This is a genomic window from Pandoraea capi, assembly GCF_902459735.1.
Classification (GTDB): domain Bacteria; phylum Pseudomonadota; class Gammaproteobacteria; order Burkholderiales; family Burkholderiaceae; genus Pandoraea; species Pandoraea capi.
On the sequence record NZ_CABPRV010000007.1, the window covers coordinates 247,656 to 264,642 of the forward strand.

A 16,987-nucleotide genomic window follows, 5' to 3' on the forward strand; every position below is an offset into this window, starting at 1 on the left:
ATGCGCCGCCCTGATGCCCAGCGTATTGCCAATGGCCTGCGCCGTACGCTCGATGCCCAACGGAAATCATGTGACGAGATGCATCAAGGCGGGCGGCGCGAAGTGCGTTATGGCCGGATCGACAAGATCACCCCGAATGCCATGCGTGCGCGATTGCCCGGGGCAGCGCTTGGCGAGCAATGCCGGGTGATATCGCCGGCGCTGGATGCCGAGGTGATTGCGGTGGAGGGGCGGCACGTCTGGCTCGCTCCCTATGCCGAGCCGAATGGCGTGGCCAACGGTGCGCTGGTGCAAGCGCTGGGGACTGCGTCACGTGTTGCGGTCGGGGAGCATCTGATTGGCGCGGTCCTGGACGGTTTGGGTCGTCCCTTCAGTGCGGACGCTGCTTCGGGCGACGCCGAAGCATCGGCCGAGAGCGCAGCCGCGGCGCCGTTCGACGTCGAATGGCGTGCGCTGGACGCGGATCCGCCATCGGCGATGCGCCGCGCAATAGTGTCTGCGTGTCTGCCCATCGGCATTCGCGCCATCGACGGCATGCTGACCTGCGGACGCGGGCAGCGTCTCGGGATTTTCGCCGCAGCGGGCGGGGGGAAGAGCACGTTGCTCGCGATGATGTGTCAGGGGGCGGCGGCGGATGTGATCGTGCTGGCGCTGATCGGAGAGCGTGGCCGCGAGGTGAGGGAGTTCATCGAGCAGGCGCTCACGCCGCAAGCTCGGGCGCGGACGGTGTGCGTCGTGGCGACGTCGGATCGTCCTGCGCTGGAGCGAATGAAGGCGGCCTACACTGCGACGGCGATTGCCGAAGCGTTTCGTGACGAAGGCAAGAACGTGCTGCTGCTCATGGACTCGCTGACGCGCTTCGGCCGTGCCGTGCGAGACATTGGTATGGCAGCCGGCGAGCCGCTCGGCGCAACGAGTGGGCTGCCGCCAAGCTTTTACGCGCGTCTGCCGCGTTTGCTTGAGCGGGCGGGCACGGGCGAGCAGGGCAGCATCACGGCGTTCTACACGGTGCTCGTGGAGGGCGATAACCTCGACGAGCCGCTGGCCGACGAGGTGCGGTCGATTGTCGATGGCCATATCGTGCTGTCGCGGCGTCTCGCGCAGGAGAACCACTATCCCGCTATCGATGTGTCGAGAAGCCTCTCGCGGGTCATGTCACAGGTGACCCACGCGCAACACGTGGCATGCGCCGCGCGTGTGAGACGTGCGATGGCGCTGGCGGCCGACGTCGAACTGCTGGTACGCGTCGGCGAGTATCAGGCGGGGCATGATCCCGATACCGACGAAGCGCTCGCGCGGGCCCCCGATATCCGCGCCTTCCTGTGTCAAGAGCAACACGACGTGGCGCCTTTCGACGACACCCTCTCATGGCTCGAACATCTCGCGAGTTGAAGGACCGGGATGGCATTGCCGCGTTGGCGATGCTCGCGCGCCGTCGCGAAGGCGCACTGCGTGCGGCGTTGGCCCGGCTGACGGCCGCGATGCACGACGCCGAAGCCGAACTCGCTGCTTGCGAGCAGGCGTGTGAGACGCGACGTCAGTCGTGGCTGAACGCGTTGTCGCAAGGCGGCGTCTATGACCCACGGGAGGCCGGGGGGGCGTCGCGCGTGGTGGAGGCGCAGCGGCTGTCGCTGACCGACGCCAAGGCCAGTCATCGCCGCGCGCAGGAACGGGCTGGGCAGGCGCGAGAGCGGGTGCGAGAGCAGCAGGAGCGCCTGCAGGATAACGCACGAAAACAAGAGAAGTTGCGCGAGCTGCTAACGCTTTACCACTGTTGAATTGGCGACACGAGACGTTTCCCCAACCATTGCCGTCAGGAGGAATACACGATGAACACCATCCGCCGTAGTGGCCTTTCGCTCGATGCTTTCGTCAGTCAGGCCGACAGGTCGGCTTCAGGCCTGCCGCGCCGCAGAGACACGACGACTGGCCGTTTCGGGCAGTGCGAGGCGCGCGACGAGCGCGCCTTCACGCTGACGGGCGAACTGGCAGCACACGTGACCGGACCGGCCGACGTGCTTCGGTGGCTACGGGTATGGCATGCGAGACAGGATGCCTGTTGGGATGGCGCGAGTGTCCTGCGAGTCATCGTGCACGGCGGTGCGCTCAATGCGTTGGTCGTCGAAGCACGGCGAGGAAGGCAGGGCATCACCGTGAGCCTGCTGTGTATTGAGCTTGCGATGTACCGCCGTTTGCTGGCGCATCGGGGGGCATTGTCCAGAACGTTGACATCCCGTCTCGCGTTGCCGGTCACGATCGAAGTCGAGGCTCGCTATGTGCCCTGAGAGCGATGTTTTGCCGCAAATGGATGGTGGATCGGCAGGCGTTGCTCTATCGCTCGACGATGTACTGGTGGGCCAGGGTTGTCTGACGTTTGCCGAAGGTGATATGGACGTGTGCGTCGGCTGGTTGCGTGGGGGGGGCGAAGGACTGGTGGTAACGGCGCATGTTGACGAAGGCGTCGTCGGGCAGGTGCGCTTCTGGTGCGATGCGCAGCAGTGGGCGGACTGGATCGCGGCCAGTCTGCCGATGCCGTCATGGGAGGCGTTACCGCACGAGTGGCGTGCTAGCGCGGCGTCGCTCACGCTGGCAACGGAGAGTACCGGCGACGTGCCGTCGGATTCTCTGCCGTCGTCCACTCCGCTCGACGCGTCATCGCCTGGGGATGAGCCTGAGTTGCATTGCACATCGCAGTCCGCTTCATCTTCTGTCTCATGCGCCATTTCGTGGCCCGATGCGGTGGCGATCGCACCTGAACGCGTCGAGACCCTCTGGCGCATGGGCATGGTGCTTGGACGTAACGGGCGGCAGTTGGCACTGCACTATCTCGACGGGGCCACGGCATGGTTGCTAACGCGCTGTGAGCGCGCCACGCCAGCGCACCGGCCGCTCGACCCGTGCGGCTTTCCCGAACGGCATTGCGTGATGGCAGCAGGGTGGGCAGCGTTGCCCGCATCGTTGTGCGATGGACTGCTTGACGGCGGGGCGGTGTTGCTCGACGTTGCCGCCGACGTGACTGCCGGCGAGTATTGGCTGATCGACGGCGACGACGCCATCGCCATGCGTGACGGACAACCTGCCGGGCGGCATGTCGTTTCCCTTGATCGGGCGACCGACGGGGTTCGCGACGGGGGCGCGCTGGAATGCCCTCGACTCCTTGCGGTCATCGCGCAAAGGCAGATTCCCGTCCCGTGGCTGACGGCATGGCGATGCGGATATGAAACGGCACCACCGCCCACGACGCCGAGGGCGCTGACGCTCAACGGTATTGCCCTCTGGCGCGATGGCGCCCCCTGGAAAAGTGGTCGTCTGCTGCGTTTCGGAGACGGGCGCCTCGCCGTGCAGATCGAACCCGCGAATTTGGTGACGACGCCCAGCGCGCCCGACGCCATTTCGGGTCGTGACCCGATGGGCGTGGATTGCGCGACGTCCTAACATTTCCCGAGACATTCTGCGTGTCGTCGCGCGCTATCACACGTTATCCCACGTCATCGCACGTTACCGGGCGTCCATTGGAGTTTGTATGTCCCTGCTCGACCACCCGGTCCAGCTCATCGTATTGCTCACGCTGCTCTCGATCATGCCGTTGCTGGTGGTCCTGGGGACTGCGTTTCTGAAGCTGGCCGTCGTGTTCGCGCTGCTGCGCAATGCGTTGGGCACTCAGCAGATTCCACCCAATATCGCAATCTACGGCCTGTCCCTCGTGCTCACCTGTTTCATCATGGCGCCGGTCGCGTTCGATATCGAGGAGAACCTCGGCGCGCGTCCGGTGTCGCTATCTTCCAGAAGTTTCGTGGCCGACGTCGACGCCAGCGTACTCAGTCCGTACCGCAAGTTTCTTACCCGTCACACCGATCCCCGGCAACGCGACTTCTTCACGGGCCTCGGCAGCGAGACATGGCCCGAGGCGCATCGTGACCGGCTTGGCGCAGACTCCCTCCTCGTGCTGATGCCGGCGTTCGCGCTGAGTCAACTCGCCGAAGCCTTCAAGATCGGTCTTCTGCTGTACTTGCCGTTCGTCGTGATCGATCTCGTCATTTCAAACATCCTGCTGGCGATGGGGATGATGATGGTCTCGCCCATGACCATCGCCTTGCCGTTCAAGCTGCTCATTTTCGTGATGATGAACGGCTGGGAGCAACTCGTGCGGCAGTTGATGCTGTCGTACGCATGACGGCGCGCAGGGCTGGCCGATGAGTGAAGCCATCGTCGTCAATCTCACGAGCGAAATGCTCTGGCTCACGCTGCTGATGTCGCTGCCAACCGTCGTCGTCGCCTCGGCCGTGGGGGTGCTTGTCTCACTCGTGCAGGCGCTCACGCAGGTGCAGGATCAGACCGTGCAGTTCCTCATCAAGCTGATCGCCGTGTCGGTCACGCTGGCCGCGACCTACGCATGGATGGGGCACGTTCTGCTTAACTACGCTGGCAATGCGTTCGCGCAGATCAGCCGGATGGGGTGAAGGCCATGCTGACGACCTCCGGTACTTTGCTCGCTCCGCTGTGGACCGATCTGTTCGGCTGGCTGCTGGCGTGGGGCGTGGCGATGCTGCGTCCACTCGGCATTGCGATGCTGCTGCCGGTGCTCTCCGTCGGCATGCTCGGCGCGGGTCTGTTGCGTAACGCACTCGTGCTGGCGCTGGCACTGCCTGTCGTCTCACTTGTGCACGCCACGTCGGAAATGCCGACGCAGTGGGGGGCGTGGGCATCGCTCATCTTGCGCGAGCTTTGCATCGGCGGGCTGCTCGGGTTCGTCGCGACGCTACCGTTCTGGGCCGTCGACATGACAGGGTACGTGATCGATACGATGCGTGGCGCCTCGATGGCCAGCGTGCTGAACCCGCTCATGGGCGCGCAATCGTCGATCTTCGGTATCGCCCTCACCCAGATGCTCTGTGTGCTGTTCTTCGTGACGCCGGCGGCACACGCGGTACTCACGGCGCTCTACGACTCTTACATTGTCCTGCCGGTCGGCAGTGGGTGGCGTTGGGAGGCGGCGTCGCAGGCGTGGTTGCTGTCGCTGTGGCAGGCGATGCAGGTCATGTGCGTCGCTGTCGCGTTGCCTGCGATGGTCGTGATGGTGCTCGTCGACATGTCGATGGGCTTCGTGAATCGCGCCGCGCAGCAACTCAACGTGTTCTTCCTCGCCATGCCGGTCAAGAGCGCCATGGCGTTGCTCGTGACGGTGGCGAGTCTGCCGTTTGCCATCGCCGTGCCGCTTGCGCACTGGTATCGCCTGCCCGAAGTGTTTCGGGCGTGGTCTGCGATGGTGCTACCAGCGTCGTGAGGCACGCATGAGCGAAAAGAACCTGCCCCCGACGCCCAAGAAGATCGACGACGCGCGCAAGAAGGGACGCGTTGCCAAGAGCGCCGATCTTGCCGTCTGCATGCAACTCGGCGCGGTGCTCGCCTGGCTGATGTTCGAGGGACCGGCGCTTCACGATGCGCTGCAAGCGCTTGTCTCGCGCATGCTGCTTGTACTGCGTGACCCCGTCGACGAAGCCGTGCAGGGCATGCTCGGCCCGTCGTTATTGATTTTCGTCCGCTTCACCGGTGGTCTCGCGATTCTGCTGATCGTGACCACATGGCTGGCGATGGTGCTGCAAGTCGGCGCGCTGGTCGCGCCCGAAGCGATCCGTCCCAAGTACGAGCGCATTGATCCCGTGGCCAAGGCGAAGCAGTTGTTTTCGATGCAGTCGCTTTTCGAATTCGGCAAGTCGTTGATCAAGGTCGCCGTGCTGGGCGTGGTGTTTTTCTATCTGATTCGGCATTACACGCCATCGCTCGCCGTGCTGCCGCAATGTGGCCCGGCATGCGGGCTGGCACTCACGGTCAGGCTGTTGTTCTGGTTGATGGCGGTGCTGGTGGTGGCGTACGTGGTGTTCGGCGGGCTCGACTTTGCGTATCAGAAGTATCAGCTCCGCAAGCAGCTCATGATGTCTCACGATGAAATCAAGCGGGAGTCGAAGGAAGTCGAGGGCAATCGCGAGATCAAGAACAAGCGGCGCGATATCCACAGGGAGACGATCGAGAGCGGCAGTCTGTCGAGCAACGTCAAACGATCGACGGCGGTGGTGCGCAATCCGACCCGGCTTGCGATCTGCCTGCGCTATGTTCCCGGGGAGACGGCGGTGCCGCTGGTCATCGAGAAGGGGCGCAGCGAACGCGCTCGCACGATTGTGCGTATCGCCGAGCGTGAAGGGGTGCCGGTGGTCGAGCATGTGCCGGTGGCGCGTCGATTGATGGAAGACGTCGAGATTGATGCCCCGATTCCCCCCGACCTGTTCGATGCCGTCGCCGCGATATTGCGTCTGGCGCTCGATCTTCCTTACGAGGTGCAGGCAACGTCAGAGACGGACGCCCCTCGGCATCCTGCGCCGGGAGACGTGGCATGAGCGCCCCGTCGATGCTGTCGTTGCACCGCGTGTGGCGGATCGTCGTCCTCGTCTCGGCAGCGCTGATGTTGAGCGGACTCCCGACGAGAGCCGCGGATCTTGGGCTGTTGCCCCATCATCCCCGTCTGGCTGACGCGCAGATCGCTGTGCCGGTCGTCAGCGCTTTGGCGCGTGGGGCGAGCGTGGAACTTCGCGCTACCCAGGGGGGCGAGGCCACCCTCAGTGAGGCGGCCGGCGATTCATCACGTGACGGCAAACGCGCGTTGCCCGATGATCCGCGCGAGGCGGCCAGGCGTCTGGTGTCATCGTTTCGCGAGCCGGACGTGGAGACGCCGGTGGCTATCGCGTCCCCAAGGTCGTTGCCTGACGGCGAGGTGAATTCGAGGGGGCGTGGTGCCTCGGATGGGGCTACGGGCGGTCTGATAGACGCACCGGGGAACGTATCCATATCGACGTCGGTCGCCGCGCAGTCCACAACCTTGACGTCCGCCGAAAGTCAGCCCTCCGCAACGCTCCCCTTCGACACCCTCGTGCGACGCGCTGCGTATGCCAGCTCGGTCGACGCGGCGTTACTGCACGCGATTATCGACACTGAGTCGGGATACGACCCGCAGGCGGTGTCCGAGCGCGGCGCCATCGGGCTGATGCAGGTCCTGCCCCGCACCGGCCAGCGCTTCGGGGTGCGGCGTCTTGAGGATCCTGCCGAGAATGTGAGGGCGGGGGCGTCGTACGTGCGCTGGTTACTCTCGCGATTCGACGGCGACGTTAGCCTCGCGCTTGCGGCCTACAACGCGGGAGAGGGGGCCGTACTGCGCTATGGGCGTCAGGTGCCGCCGTATCCGGAGACGCAGAAGTATGTCCGCAAGGTCATGGCGGGCTATTCGCGGCTACGTGAGGCGGGCGTGGCAGAGGGCGCTGTCGTGGCTGGCGTGGCAGGTACGCCGCATGCGCACGGTATGCCCGGTGCCGCCGGAGGGCCTGCCAACACGGCGCGGGCGTATGCACCTGCCTCAACGTCGTCCCGATCGCCCCTTGCTACGGCGGTACGTGGTGACGGGGTCGCAGGCATGGCGTCGGCGAAGGACGGGGATGGTATCCGCGGCACGGCTAACGGCGCCGTCACCAGCGCTGGCAAAAAGGCGGACAACCGCACGGAAAGCGTCAAAACCCCCAGCGCCGCCGACCAGAAGGCCGACCGCGCGTGGCGTTTGCTACGGGGTTTGGGGGCGTTGATTACACGCAGCCCTTCCGCAGACGCCGCGAGGCCCGCCGGGCATGCCGCCCGGGACCGCGATCAGCCGGCGGTCGTCATGCCGTCGCGCGTGCGCGAGCGAGTCACCGGCGCCGCGCTGGGGCCCGCCGGGCGGGACGCCCGAGCGTCCGCGCTTCCGGGGTAATCAGAGGGCCGGGGCGGTGACTGGTGCAGGCGCTGCGTTGGTCGGAACGGTATCCGCGACCGAAGGGCGGGCGGACATGCGCTCGAAATGGCGGGCGAGGTTGGGGTGCGTGTCGCGCCAGTCGATCTCCGGATAGCGGAAATCGAGGTAACCCAGCGAGCAGACCACGGCCACGTCGGCCAGCGTGAGGCGGTTGCCCGCGCACCACTGACGTTCATCGAGCCCGCGTGCCATGGCGCGCAGGCTTTCCCGGATCTTGCCCAACTGACGGTCGATGAACTTCTGGGAGCGCGATGCCTCGTCGTGGTACATGCATTCGACGCGAATCTGCACGGCGGCGTCCGTCACGCCGTCGGCCAGGGCCTCCCAGCAGCGCACTTCGGCGCGTTCGCGGCCAGACGGGGGGATGAGCTTGCCGACCGGGGACAGCGTGTCGAGATACTCGCAGATCACCCGGGAGTCGAACACGGCTTCGCCGTCTTCCATCACCAGACACGGCACTTTGCCGATCGGGTTCGACTCCTGAATGCGGGTGTCGTCCGCCCAGACGTTCTCGAGCTCGAGCTTGTAATCGAGCTTTTTCTCCGCCAGCACGATGCGGACTTTACGAACGTAGGGACTGGCGAGGGCACCGATCAACTTCATGTGAATCCTTGATAAATCGCTGTAGCGCGGGGGAGAGTATAACGTGCGGGATGGCCGGGGCCGGGGAATGGTAAAATACTGGCCTTTCCGAGTTGGCACATCGCCGGCTCCCCCGGTTTTCTTTTTCGGTGCCCAGTGCCATGTCCGACGAATTCTCCCCATTGACCGCGCTCTCCCCGCTCGACGGCCGTTACGCCAGCAAGACCGACGCCCTGCGTCCGTGGCTGTCCGAGGCGGCATTCATGCGCAACCGCGTGAAAGTCGAAATCCACTGGCTGATCGCCCTGTCCAAAGCCGGTTTCGCCGAGATCGCCCCGTTCTCGGGCGCGGCGGAGACGTTCCTGCTGAATCTGGCCGCCAACTTCTCGAACGCGGATGCCCAGCGCATCAAGGACATCGAGAAGGTCACGAACCACGACGTGAAGGCTGTCGAGTACTGGCTCAAGGAGAAGGTGCAGGGCCAGGCCGAGCTGGAGACGGCCAGCGAGTTCATTCACTTCGCCTGCACGTCGGAAGACATCAACAACACGTCGCACGGCATGATGCTCAAGGGCGCGCGCGACGAAGTGATCGTGCCGGCGCTCGAATCGCTCGTCACCAAGCTCAGCGAACTGGCGCGGGAACACGCCGCCCAGCCGATGCTCTCGCGCACGCACGGTCAACCGGCCTCGCCGACCACGCTCGGTAAGGAAATCGCCAACGTGGCGGTGCGTCTGGCACGTGCGCTCGAGCGCATTCGTCGCGTCGAGTTGCTCGCCAAGATGAACGGCGCAGTCGGTAACTACAACGCTCACCTGTCGGCGTACCCGGAATACGACTGGGAAAACTTCTCGAAGACGGTCATCGAGCAGCGCCTGGGCCTGACGTTCAATCCGTACACCATCCAGATCGAGCCGCACGACTACATGGCCGAACTGTTCGATGCCGTGGCCCGCGCCAACACGATCCTGCTGGATCTGAACCGCGACGTCTGGGGTTACATCTCGGTCGGCTACTTCAAGCAGAAGACGAAGGCCGGCGAAATCGGTTCGTCGACCATGCCGCACAAGGTCAACCCGATCGACTTCGAAAATTCGGAAGGCAACCTCGGTCTGGCTAACGCCGTGCTGCGTCATCTGGCCGACAAGCTGCCGGTCTCGCGCTGGCAGCGTGACCTGACGGATTCGACCGTGCTGCGCAACATCGGCGTGGCGTTCGGCTACAGCCTGCTCGCGTACGACTCGTGCCTGCGCGGTCTGGGCAAGCTCGAAGTGAACCCGCAGCGTCTGGACGAAGACCTCGACAATACGTGGGAAGTGCTGGCCGAGCCGGTGCAGACCGTGATGCGTCGCTTCGGTGTGCCGAATCCGTACGAGCAGCTCAAGGAGCTCACGCGCGGTAAGGGCATCACCCGTGAAGCGCTGCAAGCCTTCATCAAGCAACTGGCCATTCCCGAAGACGCCAAGGCGCGCCTGCTGGAAATGACGCCGGCCAATTACGTGGGTATCGCCGAGTCGCTGGCCAAGCGCGTGTAAGTCGCACCACAGCCGCGCCACGCGCTTTTTTATCCGTCGTATCGAAACGGGCCGCTTCTGCGGCCCGTTTTGCATGGTTCGTCCCCTTGCGCTTCGGTACGTCCCCGCCCCCTCGATTTCCCCCGCATTTCTCCCGTTACGTCTCCGTACGTGGTGCCTATGGACGGCTTCTGTCCCGCTTCTGTCCGGCTTCTGTCCTTATGACAACGGTGTCATACGAGTACGCAAGTTGGTGTGTATCATAGCCCCACAAACCATAAGGAGAACCCCACAAATGAAGTTCACTCTCGCAGTTGCAGCGCTTGCTGCTACCGCAGCTATCGTCGTGCCGGCTGTCGCGCAAGCGCAGTTCGCCAAAGCCGACGACGCCGTGGAGTATCGTCAGTCGGCCCTTTTCCTGCTGGGTAACCACTTCGGCCGTATCGGCGCTGTCGTGAAGGGCGATGCGCCGTTCAACAAGGACGACGTCGCGAAGAACGCCGAGCTTGTCGCCACGCTCTCGAAGCTGCCGTGGCCGGCTTTCGAAGGCGGTCAGACGAACGGCAAGAGCAAAGCCAAGCCGGAAGTCTTCTCCGACAAGGCGAAGTTCAGGGACGCGGCCAACAAGATGGAGACGGCCGTCGCGCAGCTCAACACCGTGGCCAAGGGCGGCGACCTCGCGTCGATCAAGACCGCATTCGGCGAAGCTGCGCAAACCTGCAAGAGCTGCCACGACAACTTCCGCGCGAAGTAAGCCGTCTGGCCGTTCCTATGGAAAAGCCGGTCGTTTTCGAGCGAACGGCTTTTACTTTTGCCGCGACGATTTTGCCCCGCAGGGTCAGTAGGACGGCAATGCCGCGACGGCCGGGGCCAGATTCACGATCCGATACACCAGCGCCGAAGCCAGCACGATCAGCACCAGCGCGCCCACGCGTACGCGCCAGTCGTCGCGTGCGGGAAGCACCGGCCCGGTGAGTTTCTTGTCCCCGAGGATCATCGGCTTGATCAGGTCCTTCTTGCGGGCAACGCGGTAGTACACGATCGCCAGCACATGCAGCGCCACGAGCGCGATCAGCACCCATTGATTGCGCAGATGCCAGCCGGTGAGCATATCGCTGGTGTCCTTGTCGATGAACTTGACGAGGGGGCCGTCGTTGAAAATGTCGTCGTTCGAGAACAGACCCAGTCCGACCTGAATGCCGAAGAAGAGCAGCATGGCGACGACTGACAAGCCGCCGAGCGGCGTATGGCCCGCAAAACGCCCCTCGGTGCCCAAACCGTCGCGGCCATCGCGCAACGACCGGAAGAACGTACGCGGACCGGTGACGAACGCCGAGAAACGGGCATAACGCGGACCGGCCACACCCCACACGAGACGGAAGATCAGCAGCGCGAGCACCGCGTATCCGCACCAGAAGTGGTAGATCATCGCGTTGCCGCCGGTCTTGGCCGTCACGTAGGCTGCTACCGCCAGTACGACAAACGACCAGTGGAACAGACGAGTGGGCAAGTCCCAGATGCGGATCGGCTTCATTGGCGTGAAATTTCGTAAATAGCGAATTTCGCGAGACTACCGCAAGCCCGTGACGCCTGCACGTTCAGGCGGCAACGGGCCATGTTGGGGGATTTCCCGCGCCGCGTGACGGGCGTTCGCTGTCAGGCTGACGGACATTCTCCATGCATGTCCCGCCTGCGCCTGCGCACGTGGCCGCCCGCTCATGAATTCGCTTCCTGCCGACAGCCCGGTCACGGCCTCCGCTTCCCAAGCCCTCCCCCGCTTGCCTTGTCTGGTGCGCTTGAGCGCAACCGTCATGTCGATGACGTGTGCGGGCAACCTGCTGATTCGCCTGTTCGGTGTGGCGACGCTCGCCCCCGGTGTCGGCTCGCAGACCAACGCTCACGAGTGGATGACTTGGTTTTGGTACGGCTTTCGCTACGACCTGTTGCTCGTGAGCTGGGGGATGGCGGTGTGGCTGCTGCCGCTGGCGATCCTGCGCGTGAAGTATGCGTCGACGCCGCTGGCCCGTACCGCTTTCATGGCAGGCGTCATTGCGTGGTTCGTGATCCCGAATGCGTTAGCGCTGGCGGAGCACGACTACCTGCGCCACTTCGGTGAACCGTTCGGCGCGAACTTTTTCAGTGTGCTCGATGGTGATACCTCCGCGACGATGAACGCCACAACGCACCTCCTGCCCATCGCCATGGCGTTGACGAGTGCTGCGTGTCTTGGCGCGACGCAAGCGTGGTGTACGTTCAGGTGTGCGTTGGTCCCCGAGCGCGAAGCGACGTGGCGTGATGCCATCGCGCAAGTGCTCGTCGTCTCGACAGTGCTGATCGTGGGATGGGGACGACCGTCGGCGCGTCTCGTGGATCCGGCAGGGATCAGCGTGGCACGGGATCCGGTGCTGGACGACCTGCTCGTCAACACGCCCGTGCGTCTGATCCTCGTACTCAGGCAGGTGTGGGAGCTGTCGCGGGAAGACCTGTCACCGGAGCCAGCGGGGCAGGCGGCGCAGCGGGCATTGCGCGCGCATGGATTCGCCGATGCCGCTGCGCTCGTCAAGGCATTGCGGGGCGATGAGAGTGGCAAGCACGATAAACCCGATGGGCACGATGATTCGGTAGATGACCCGGATGCCACCCGCCCAGCCGATGCCGAACCGACCCATGCGCCTGACGAAGACCCGACGGCGGTGCTGCTGCGCGCGCCGTGGCATCGTACCCCGCCCAGCGAGAGGCTCGCTGCCCATCCCCCGCACGTGGTGTTCGGTCTCATGGCCGGGTGGGGTGGCTATGGGCTTTCGCTCGATGCTGACGGTTTTCCGATCGCCGGCGCGATGCGCAGACATCTGGATGCCGGATGGTGGTTCCGGCACGCCGTGGCGGCCCGCGCCGACACGTTTTCCACGATCGAGCACTTGCTCGTCAACAGTGGCAGCGCGTCGTCGCTGCTGGCCGGCGTGAACCGGCCGGTCGCGTTCGAATCGGCGGCGGTACGACCGTTCCAGCAGCACGGCTATCGAACCGTGTTCGTCTATGGCGGCGCTCGCACGTGGCACAACATCGAGCGGGTCATGCGCAGGCAGGGATTCGACGACGTCGTCACACAGGCTGACATCGTCGCCCGATATCCGCGGGCCGACACGGGAAATGATGGGGTGTACGACGGCTATCTCTGGCGCTACGTTCACGACATGCTGGAGGAGGCGGACGCCAAGGGACAACCGCTCTTCGTTTTCGCGCTGACGACCAGCAATCGCCAGCCCTTCAACGTGCCTGATGATGCCGCCACCGGCCCCTTCGATCTGACGAAGGGATGGCGGGAGTCACCTGCCGACGCCGCCGAGCGTGAGGCGCGTCAGCGCGGTGTGCGTGCCTATCGGTATGCGATGGACGCGCTGGGCGATTTCATCGACCGACTCAAGTACTCGCCGATGAGCTCACACACGATTCTGGCGGCGACCGGCGATCATCGCGCGCCGCAATGGCACGATCAGGACAACGCGTTCCTGTCGCCCTTCGAGCAGTACCACGTCCCGATCTATCTGCGCGTGCCACCGGCCTATGCGCCGAGCGGGCGCTTGCGGCTCGACGACTTCGTCGGTCACCGCGATATCTTTCCGACGCTGTACCGGCTGGCACTTTCGGACGCGGCCTACGTCGGATTCGGCGAACCGCTGTTCGGGGCGGTGCCGCAACCGCGTCGCTATGCCGTGGCGCAACAGCGCTATCTGTTTTCGACGGCGGGCGCGCGGGATCTGCGCAGCGGGGTGACCTACGCGCACGCCGAGGAGGGCGACCCGGCACTGCTTAGGCAGCAAGCGGTCGACGCGAACACGTCGCTGGCGTTGGCTGACTGGTATGGCCAGATGCAGCGGCGCGAGACATCGGTGGCTGGCGGGAAATAATGGCGCGTGATCCGAAGATGCATGACGTCGAAGCGCTTGTTCCTGGCGTCGCCGCCCACGCCTGAGCACGACCGCAAGACAAAAAAAACCGCCGGACATGCCGGCGGTTTTTCGGAAGACGCACTGAAATCGAGCGTCGCCCCGGTCAGACGAATACGTCAGACACGTGCACCGAAGTTGGGGTCGTTGCGATCGACACTTTCTTCCCCATCCTTGCCGTTGTGCTTGATGAGGTCTTCGCGCTTCACGCCGAACCACATCGCGAGCGCCGCAGCCACGAACACCGACGAGTAAATACCGAACAGAATACCCACGGTCAGTGCCAGTGCGAAGTAGTGCAGCGTCTGGCCGCCGAAGAAGAACATCGACAGCACCATCATTTCCGTACTGGCGTGGGTGATGATGGTCCGCGACATCGTCGTCGTAATCGCGTGATCGATGACTTCCTGCACCGTCGCCTTGCGCATCTTGCGGAAGGTCTCGCGAATCCGGTCGAAGATAACGACCGATTCGTTCACCGAGTAGCCCAGCACCGCGAGCACGCCCGCCAGCACCGCCAGCGAGAACTCCCACTGGAAGTAGGCGAAGAAGCCGAGAATGATCACCACGTCGTGCAAGTTGGCGATCACGCCGGCCACGGCGAACTTCCATTCGAAGCGGAACGACAGATAGATGATGATGCCCACGACCACGAAGGTCAGGGCCAGCAGACCGTCGGTGAAGAGTTCGTGCCCAATCTGCGGGCCGACGAATTCCACGCGACGCAGCGACACGTCGGGGGCGTCGGCCTTGAGCGCGGTCATCACGGCGTCGCTTTGCTGTGCGCTGGTGACCTGCTTGCCGTCCGAACCGTTCTGGATCGGCAGGCGGATCATGACGTCGCGCGAGGTGCCGAAGCTCTGCACCTGCACGTCGCGATACCCCAGCTTGCCGACTTCACCACGAATCTTCTCGAGATCGGCCGCCTGCGTGTAGGCCACTTCCATGACCGTGCCGCCGGTGAACTCGATCGACAGGTGCAGGCCCCGCGTGAGCAGGAAGAACACCGCCGCCACGAAGGTGAGCGCCGAGATCACGTTGAAGATCAGGGCGTGCCGCATGAACGGCACGTCTTTCTTGATGCGGAAAAATTCCATGACTGTTTCCTCTCGCGCCTGCGGTTATTGCTCGCCTGCGTCGGGTGCGTTCGTCGCACCGTCCGGGCGCCAGACCTGACCGATCGCCAGCGACTTGAGCTTGCGACGGCCGCCGTACCACAGGTTGACCAGACCGCGCGAGAAGAACACGGCGGAGAACATCGAGGTCAGGATACCCAGGCAGTGCACCACGGCAAACGCGCGCACCGGGCCCGAACCGAAGGCCAGCAGCGCCAGACCGGCGATGAGCGTGGTCACGTTCGAGTCCAGAATCGTCGCCCATGCATGTTCGAAGCCCAGCGAAATCGCCTTCTGGGCCGATGCGCCCGCCCGCAGTTCTTCGCGGATACGTTCGTTGATCAGCACGTTGGCGTCGATGGCCATACCGAGCGTGAGCGCGATAGCGGCGATACCCGGCAGCGTGAGCGTGGCCTGCATCACCGAGAGCGCAGCCACCAGCAGCAGCAGGTTGAACATCAATGCGATGACCGAGAACACGCCGAACAGCATGTAGTACACCATCATGAACACGGCGATGGCGAGGAAGCCATACATCACCGAGTCAACACCCTTATGGATGTTATCGGCACCGAGGCTCGGGCCGATCGTACGTTCTTCGATGATCTCCATCGGCGCGGCGAGCGAACCGGCGCGCAGCAGCAGCGCCAGATCGTTCGCGCCCTGTGCCGAGCCCATGCCGGTGATCTGGAAGCTCTGGCCCAGTTCGCTGCGGATGTTCGCCACCGTCAGCACTTCGCCCTTGCCCTTCTCGAACAGCACGATCGCCATCGGCTTGCCGATGTTGTCGCGCGAGACGTCGCGCAGCACGCGCCCGCCTGCGGCGTCGAGCTTGATGTTCACCGACGGTTGCTGGTGGTCGTCGAAACCTGCCGACGCGCTGGTGATGCGGTCGCCGCTGAAGATCACCTGACGCTTGAGCATGACCGGCGCACCGTTGCCATGCAGGAACAGTTCGTCCTGCGGCGGGACCGGCGTTTCCGCCGTGATCAGACGCGGGGCGTCCGGATCGGCCAGACGCGCTTCGAGCGTTGCCGTGCGGCCGATGATGTCCTTGGCCTTGGCGGTGTCCTGCACGCCGGGCAACTGCACCACGATGCGGTCCGGACCTTCCTGCTGAATCACCGGTTCGGCCACGCCGAGTTCGTTCACCCGGTTATGCAGCGTGACGATGTTCTGCTTGACGGCGTTGTCCTGCACCGCACGGCGTGCGGCTTCGGTGAACGCACCCACGACCTTGAACGTGCCGTTCGGGCCGGCTTGCGTCGTGTAGGCGAGGTCGGGCAGGCCGTCGCTCAGCGCGCCGCGTGCGCGCTCGGCGTCTGCCTGCGTGCTGAAGGCGGCTTCGATGCCGTTGTCCGTGCGCGTCAGGCCGTTGTGGCGGATGTTCTTGTCACGCAGCAGCGTGCGGGCATCGGCGGCTGCCGCGTCCAGACGCTTGGTGATCGCACCGGCCATGTCGACTTGCAGCAGGAAGTGCACACCGCCGCGCAGGTCGAGGCCGAGATACATCGGCAGCGCGTGGATCTTCGAGAGCCATTCCGGCGAAGCCGACAACAGGTTGAGCGCCACGACGAAGGTCGGGTCGGTCGCGTCGGTGTTCAGCGTCGACTGGAGCAGGTCTTTGGCGCGCAGCTGCGTGTCGGTGTCCGCGAAGCGAATCCGCACGCTCGGGTTGTTGCCCGTGCTGTCGAACACCGCGCCGTTGTAGGCGATGTTCTGTGCCTTGAGCGCGTCTTCTGCGCGCGAAAGCGTCGAGGGATCGACCTTGACGGTCGCCTTGACGCTGGAAATCTGTACCGCCGGCGTTTCACCGAACAGGTTCGGCAGCGTGTAGAGCACCCCGATGGCAAGAGCCACCAGAATGACGATGTATTTCCAGAGAGGATAGCGATTCATAGCAGCGGGCTAGGGTGATGCCTCATGGCAAACCGTGCTTCAGACCGTCTCGCACGGCGACACCGACGTGTGGACCGGTGTCGCCATGCACTGCGGCCG

At 64.3% G+C, this 16,987-nt stretch carries 16 protein-coding genes; 12 read left to right on the plus strand and 4 right to left on the minus strand.

From position 1 onward, the window contains the following. The 9 genes from PCA20602_RS16080 (at window position 1) to PCA20602_RS16120 (ending at window position 7,789) form a co-directional block, all read left to right on the plus strand. Window positions 1-1,392, plus strand: a complete 1,392-nt coding sequence (locus tag PCA20602_RS16080; protein WP_150722079.1) for a FliI/YscN family ATPase — start codon at window positions 1-3, stop codon at window positions 1,390-1,392. Then, on the plus strand, window positions 1,368-1,778 hold the full coding sequence (locus tag PCA20602_RS16085) for a hypothetical protein (RefSeq protein ID WP_150722080.1): 411 nt from the start codon (window positions 1,368-1,370) through the stop codon (window positions 1,776-1,778). Before PCA20602_RS16080 ends, PCA20602_RS16085 begins: the two co-directional genes overlap by 25 nt. Before the next feature lie 51 nt (window positions 1,779-1,829). Beyond that, complete coding sequence (locus PCA20602_RS16090) at window positions 1,830-2,285, plus strand: hypothetical protein (RefSeq protein WP_150722081.1); 456 nt, start codon at window positions 1,830-1,832, stop codon at window positions 2,283-2,285. A gap of 10 nt (window positions 2,286-2,295) precedes the next feature. Continuing rightward, window positions 2,296-3,435, plus strand: a complete 1,140-nt coding sequence (locus tag PCA20602_RS16095) for a hypothetical protein (RefSeq protein WP_150722082.1) — start codon at window positions 2,296-2,298, stop codon at window positions 3,433-3,435. An 88-nt stretch (window positions 3,436-3,523) separates the two neighbouring features. Further along, window positions 3,524-4,174, plus strand: coding sequence for a type III secretion system export apparatus subunit SctR (sctR, locus tag PCA20602_RS16100; protein ID WP_150722083.1), 651 nt, complete (start codon window positions 3,524-3,526; stop codon window positions 4,172-4,174). A 19-nt stretch (window positions 4,175-4,193) separates the two neighbouring features. Further along, a complete protein-coding gene (gene sctS / locus PCA20602_RS16105; protein ID WP_069341429.1) occupies window positions 4,194-4,460 on the plus strand; it encodes a type III secretion system export apparatus subunit SctS in 267 nt (88 codons plus the stop codon). Between the two features lie 5 nt (window positions 4,461-4,465). Then, complete coding sequence (gene sctT, locus PCA20602_RS16110; protein ID WP_150722084.1) at window positions 4,466-5,284, plus strand: type III secretion system export apparatus subunit SctT; 819 nt, start codon at window positions 4,466-4,468, stop codon at window positions 5,282-5,284. A gap of 7 nt (window positions 5,285-5,291) precedes the next feature. Further along, window positions 5,292-6,392: an EscU/YscU/HrcU family type III secretion system export apparatus switch protein gene (locus PCA20602_RS16115; protein WP_150722085.1), complete on the plus strand. Its 1,101-nt coding sequence runs from the start codon at window positions 5,292-5,294 to the stop codon at window positions 6,390-6,392. After that, window positions 6,389-7,789: a transglycosylase SLT domain-containing protein gene (locus PCA20602_RS16120; RefSeq protein ID WP_246182183.1), complete on the plus strand. Its 1,401-nt coding sequence runs from the start codon at window positions 6,389-6,391 to the stop codon at window positions 7,787-7,789. Before PCA20602_RS16115 ends, PCA20602_RS16120 begins: the two co-directional genes overlap by 4 nt. On the opposite strand, the gene PCA20602_RS16125 is transcribed toward PCA20602_RS16120, so the two are convergent. Next, window positions 7,790-8,434, minus strand: coding sequence for a glutathione S-transferase family protein (locus PCA20602_RS16125; RefSeq protein ID WP_069341426.1), 645 nt, complete (start codon window positions 8,432-8,434; stop codon window positions 7,790-7,792). 140 nt (window positions 8,435-8,574) lie between these two features. On the opposite strand from PCA20602_RS16125, the gene purB reads away from it, so the two are divergent. Next, window positions 8,575-9,948: an adenylosuccinate lyase gene (gene purB, locus PCA20602_RS16130; RefSeq protein WP_150722086.1), complete on the plus strand. Its 1,374-nt coding sequence runs from the start codon at window positions 8,575-8,577 to the stop codon at window positions 9,946-9,948. A gap of 274 nt (window positions 9,949-10,222) precedes the next feature. Beyond that, complete coding sequence (locus tag PCA20602_RS16135) at window positions 10,223-10,681, plus strand: c-type cytochrome (protein ID WP_150722087.1); 459 nt, start codon at window positions 10,223-10,225, stop codon at window positions 10,679-10,681. An 84-nt stretch (window positions 10,682-10,765) separates the two neighbouring features. On the opposite strand, the gene PCA20602_RS16140 is transcribed toward PCA20602_RS16135, so the two are convergent. Continuing rightward, complete coding sequence (locus PCA20602_RS16140) at window positions 10,766-11,461, minus strand: cytochrome b/b6 domain-containing protein (RefSeq protein WP_150722088.1); 696 nt, start codon at window positions 11,459-11,461, stop codon at window positions 10,766-10,768. A 184-nt stretch (window positions 11,462-11,645) separates the two neighbouring features. Here PCA20602_RS16140 and PCA20602_RS16145 point away from each other — a divergent pair, with 184 nt between their 5' ends. Beyond that, on the plus strand, window positions 11,646-13,835 hold the full coding sequence (locus tag PCA20602_RS16145) for an LTA synthase family protein (RefSeq protein ID WP_150722089.1): 2,190 nt from the start codon (window positions 11,646-11,648) through the stop codon (window positions 13,833-13,835). A 158-nt stretch (window positions 13,836-13,993) separates the two neighbouring features. Here the strand turns inward: PCA20602_RS16145 and secF are convergent, their stop codons facing one another. Continuing rightward, entirely contained in the window at window positions 13,994-14,971 is a 978-nt protein-coding gene (gene secF, locus PCA20602_RS16150) for a protein translocase subunit SecF (RefSeq protein ID WP_150722090.1), read from the minus strand. Window positions 14,972-14,995: 24 nt separating this feature from the next. Further along, window positions 14,996-16,888 carry a protein translocase subunit SecD gene (gene secD / locus PCA20602_RS16155; RefSeq protein WP_150722091.1) on the minus strand — a complete coding sequence of 631 codons (1,893 nt, stop codon included), beginning with the start codon at window positions 16,886-16,888 and terminating at the stop codon, window positions 14,996-14,998. Between the last annotated feature and the right edge of the window lie 99 nt (window positions 16,889-16,987).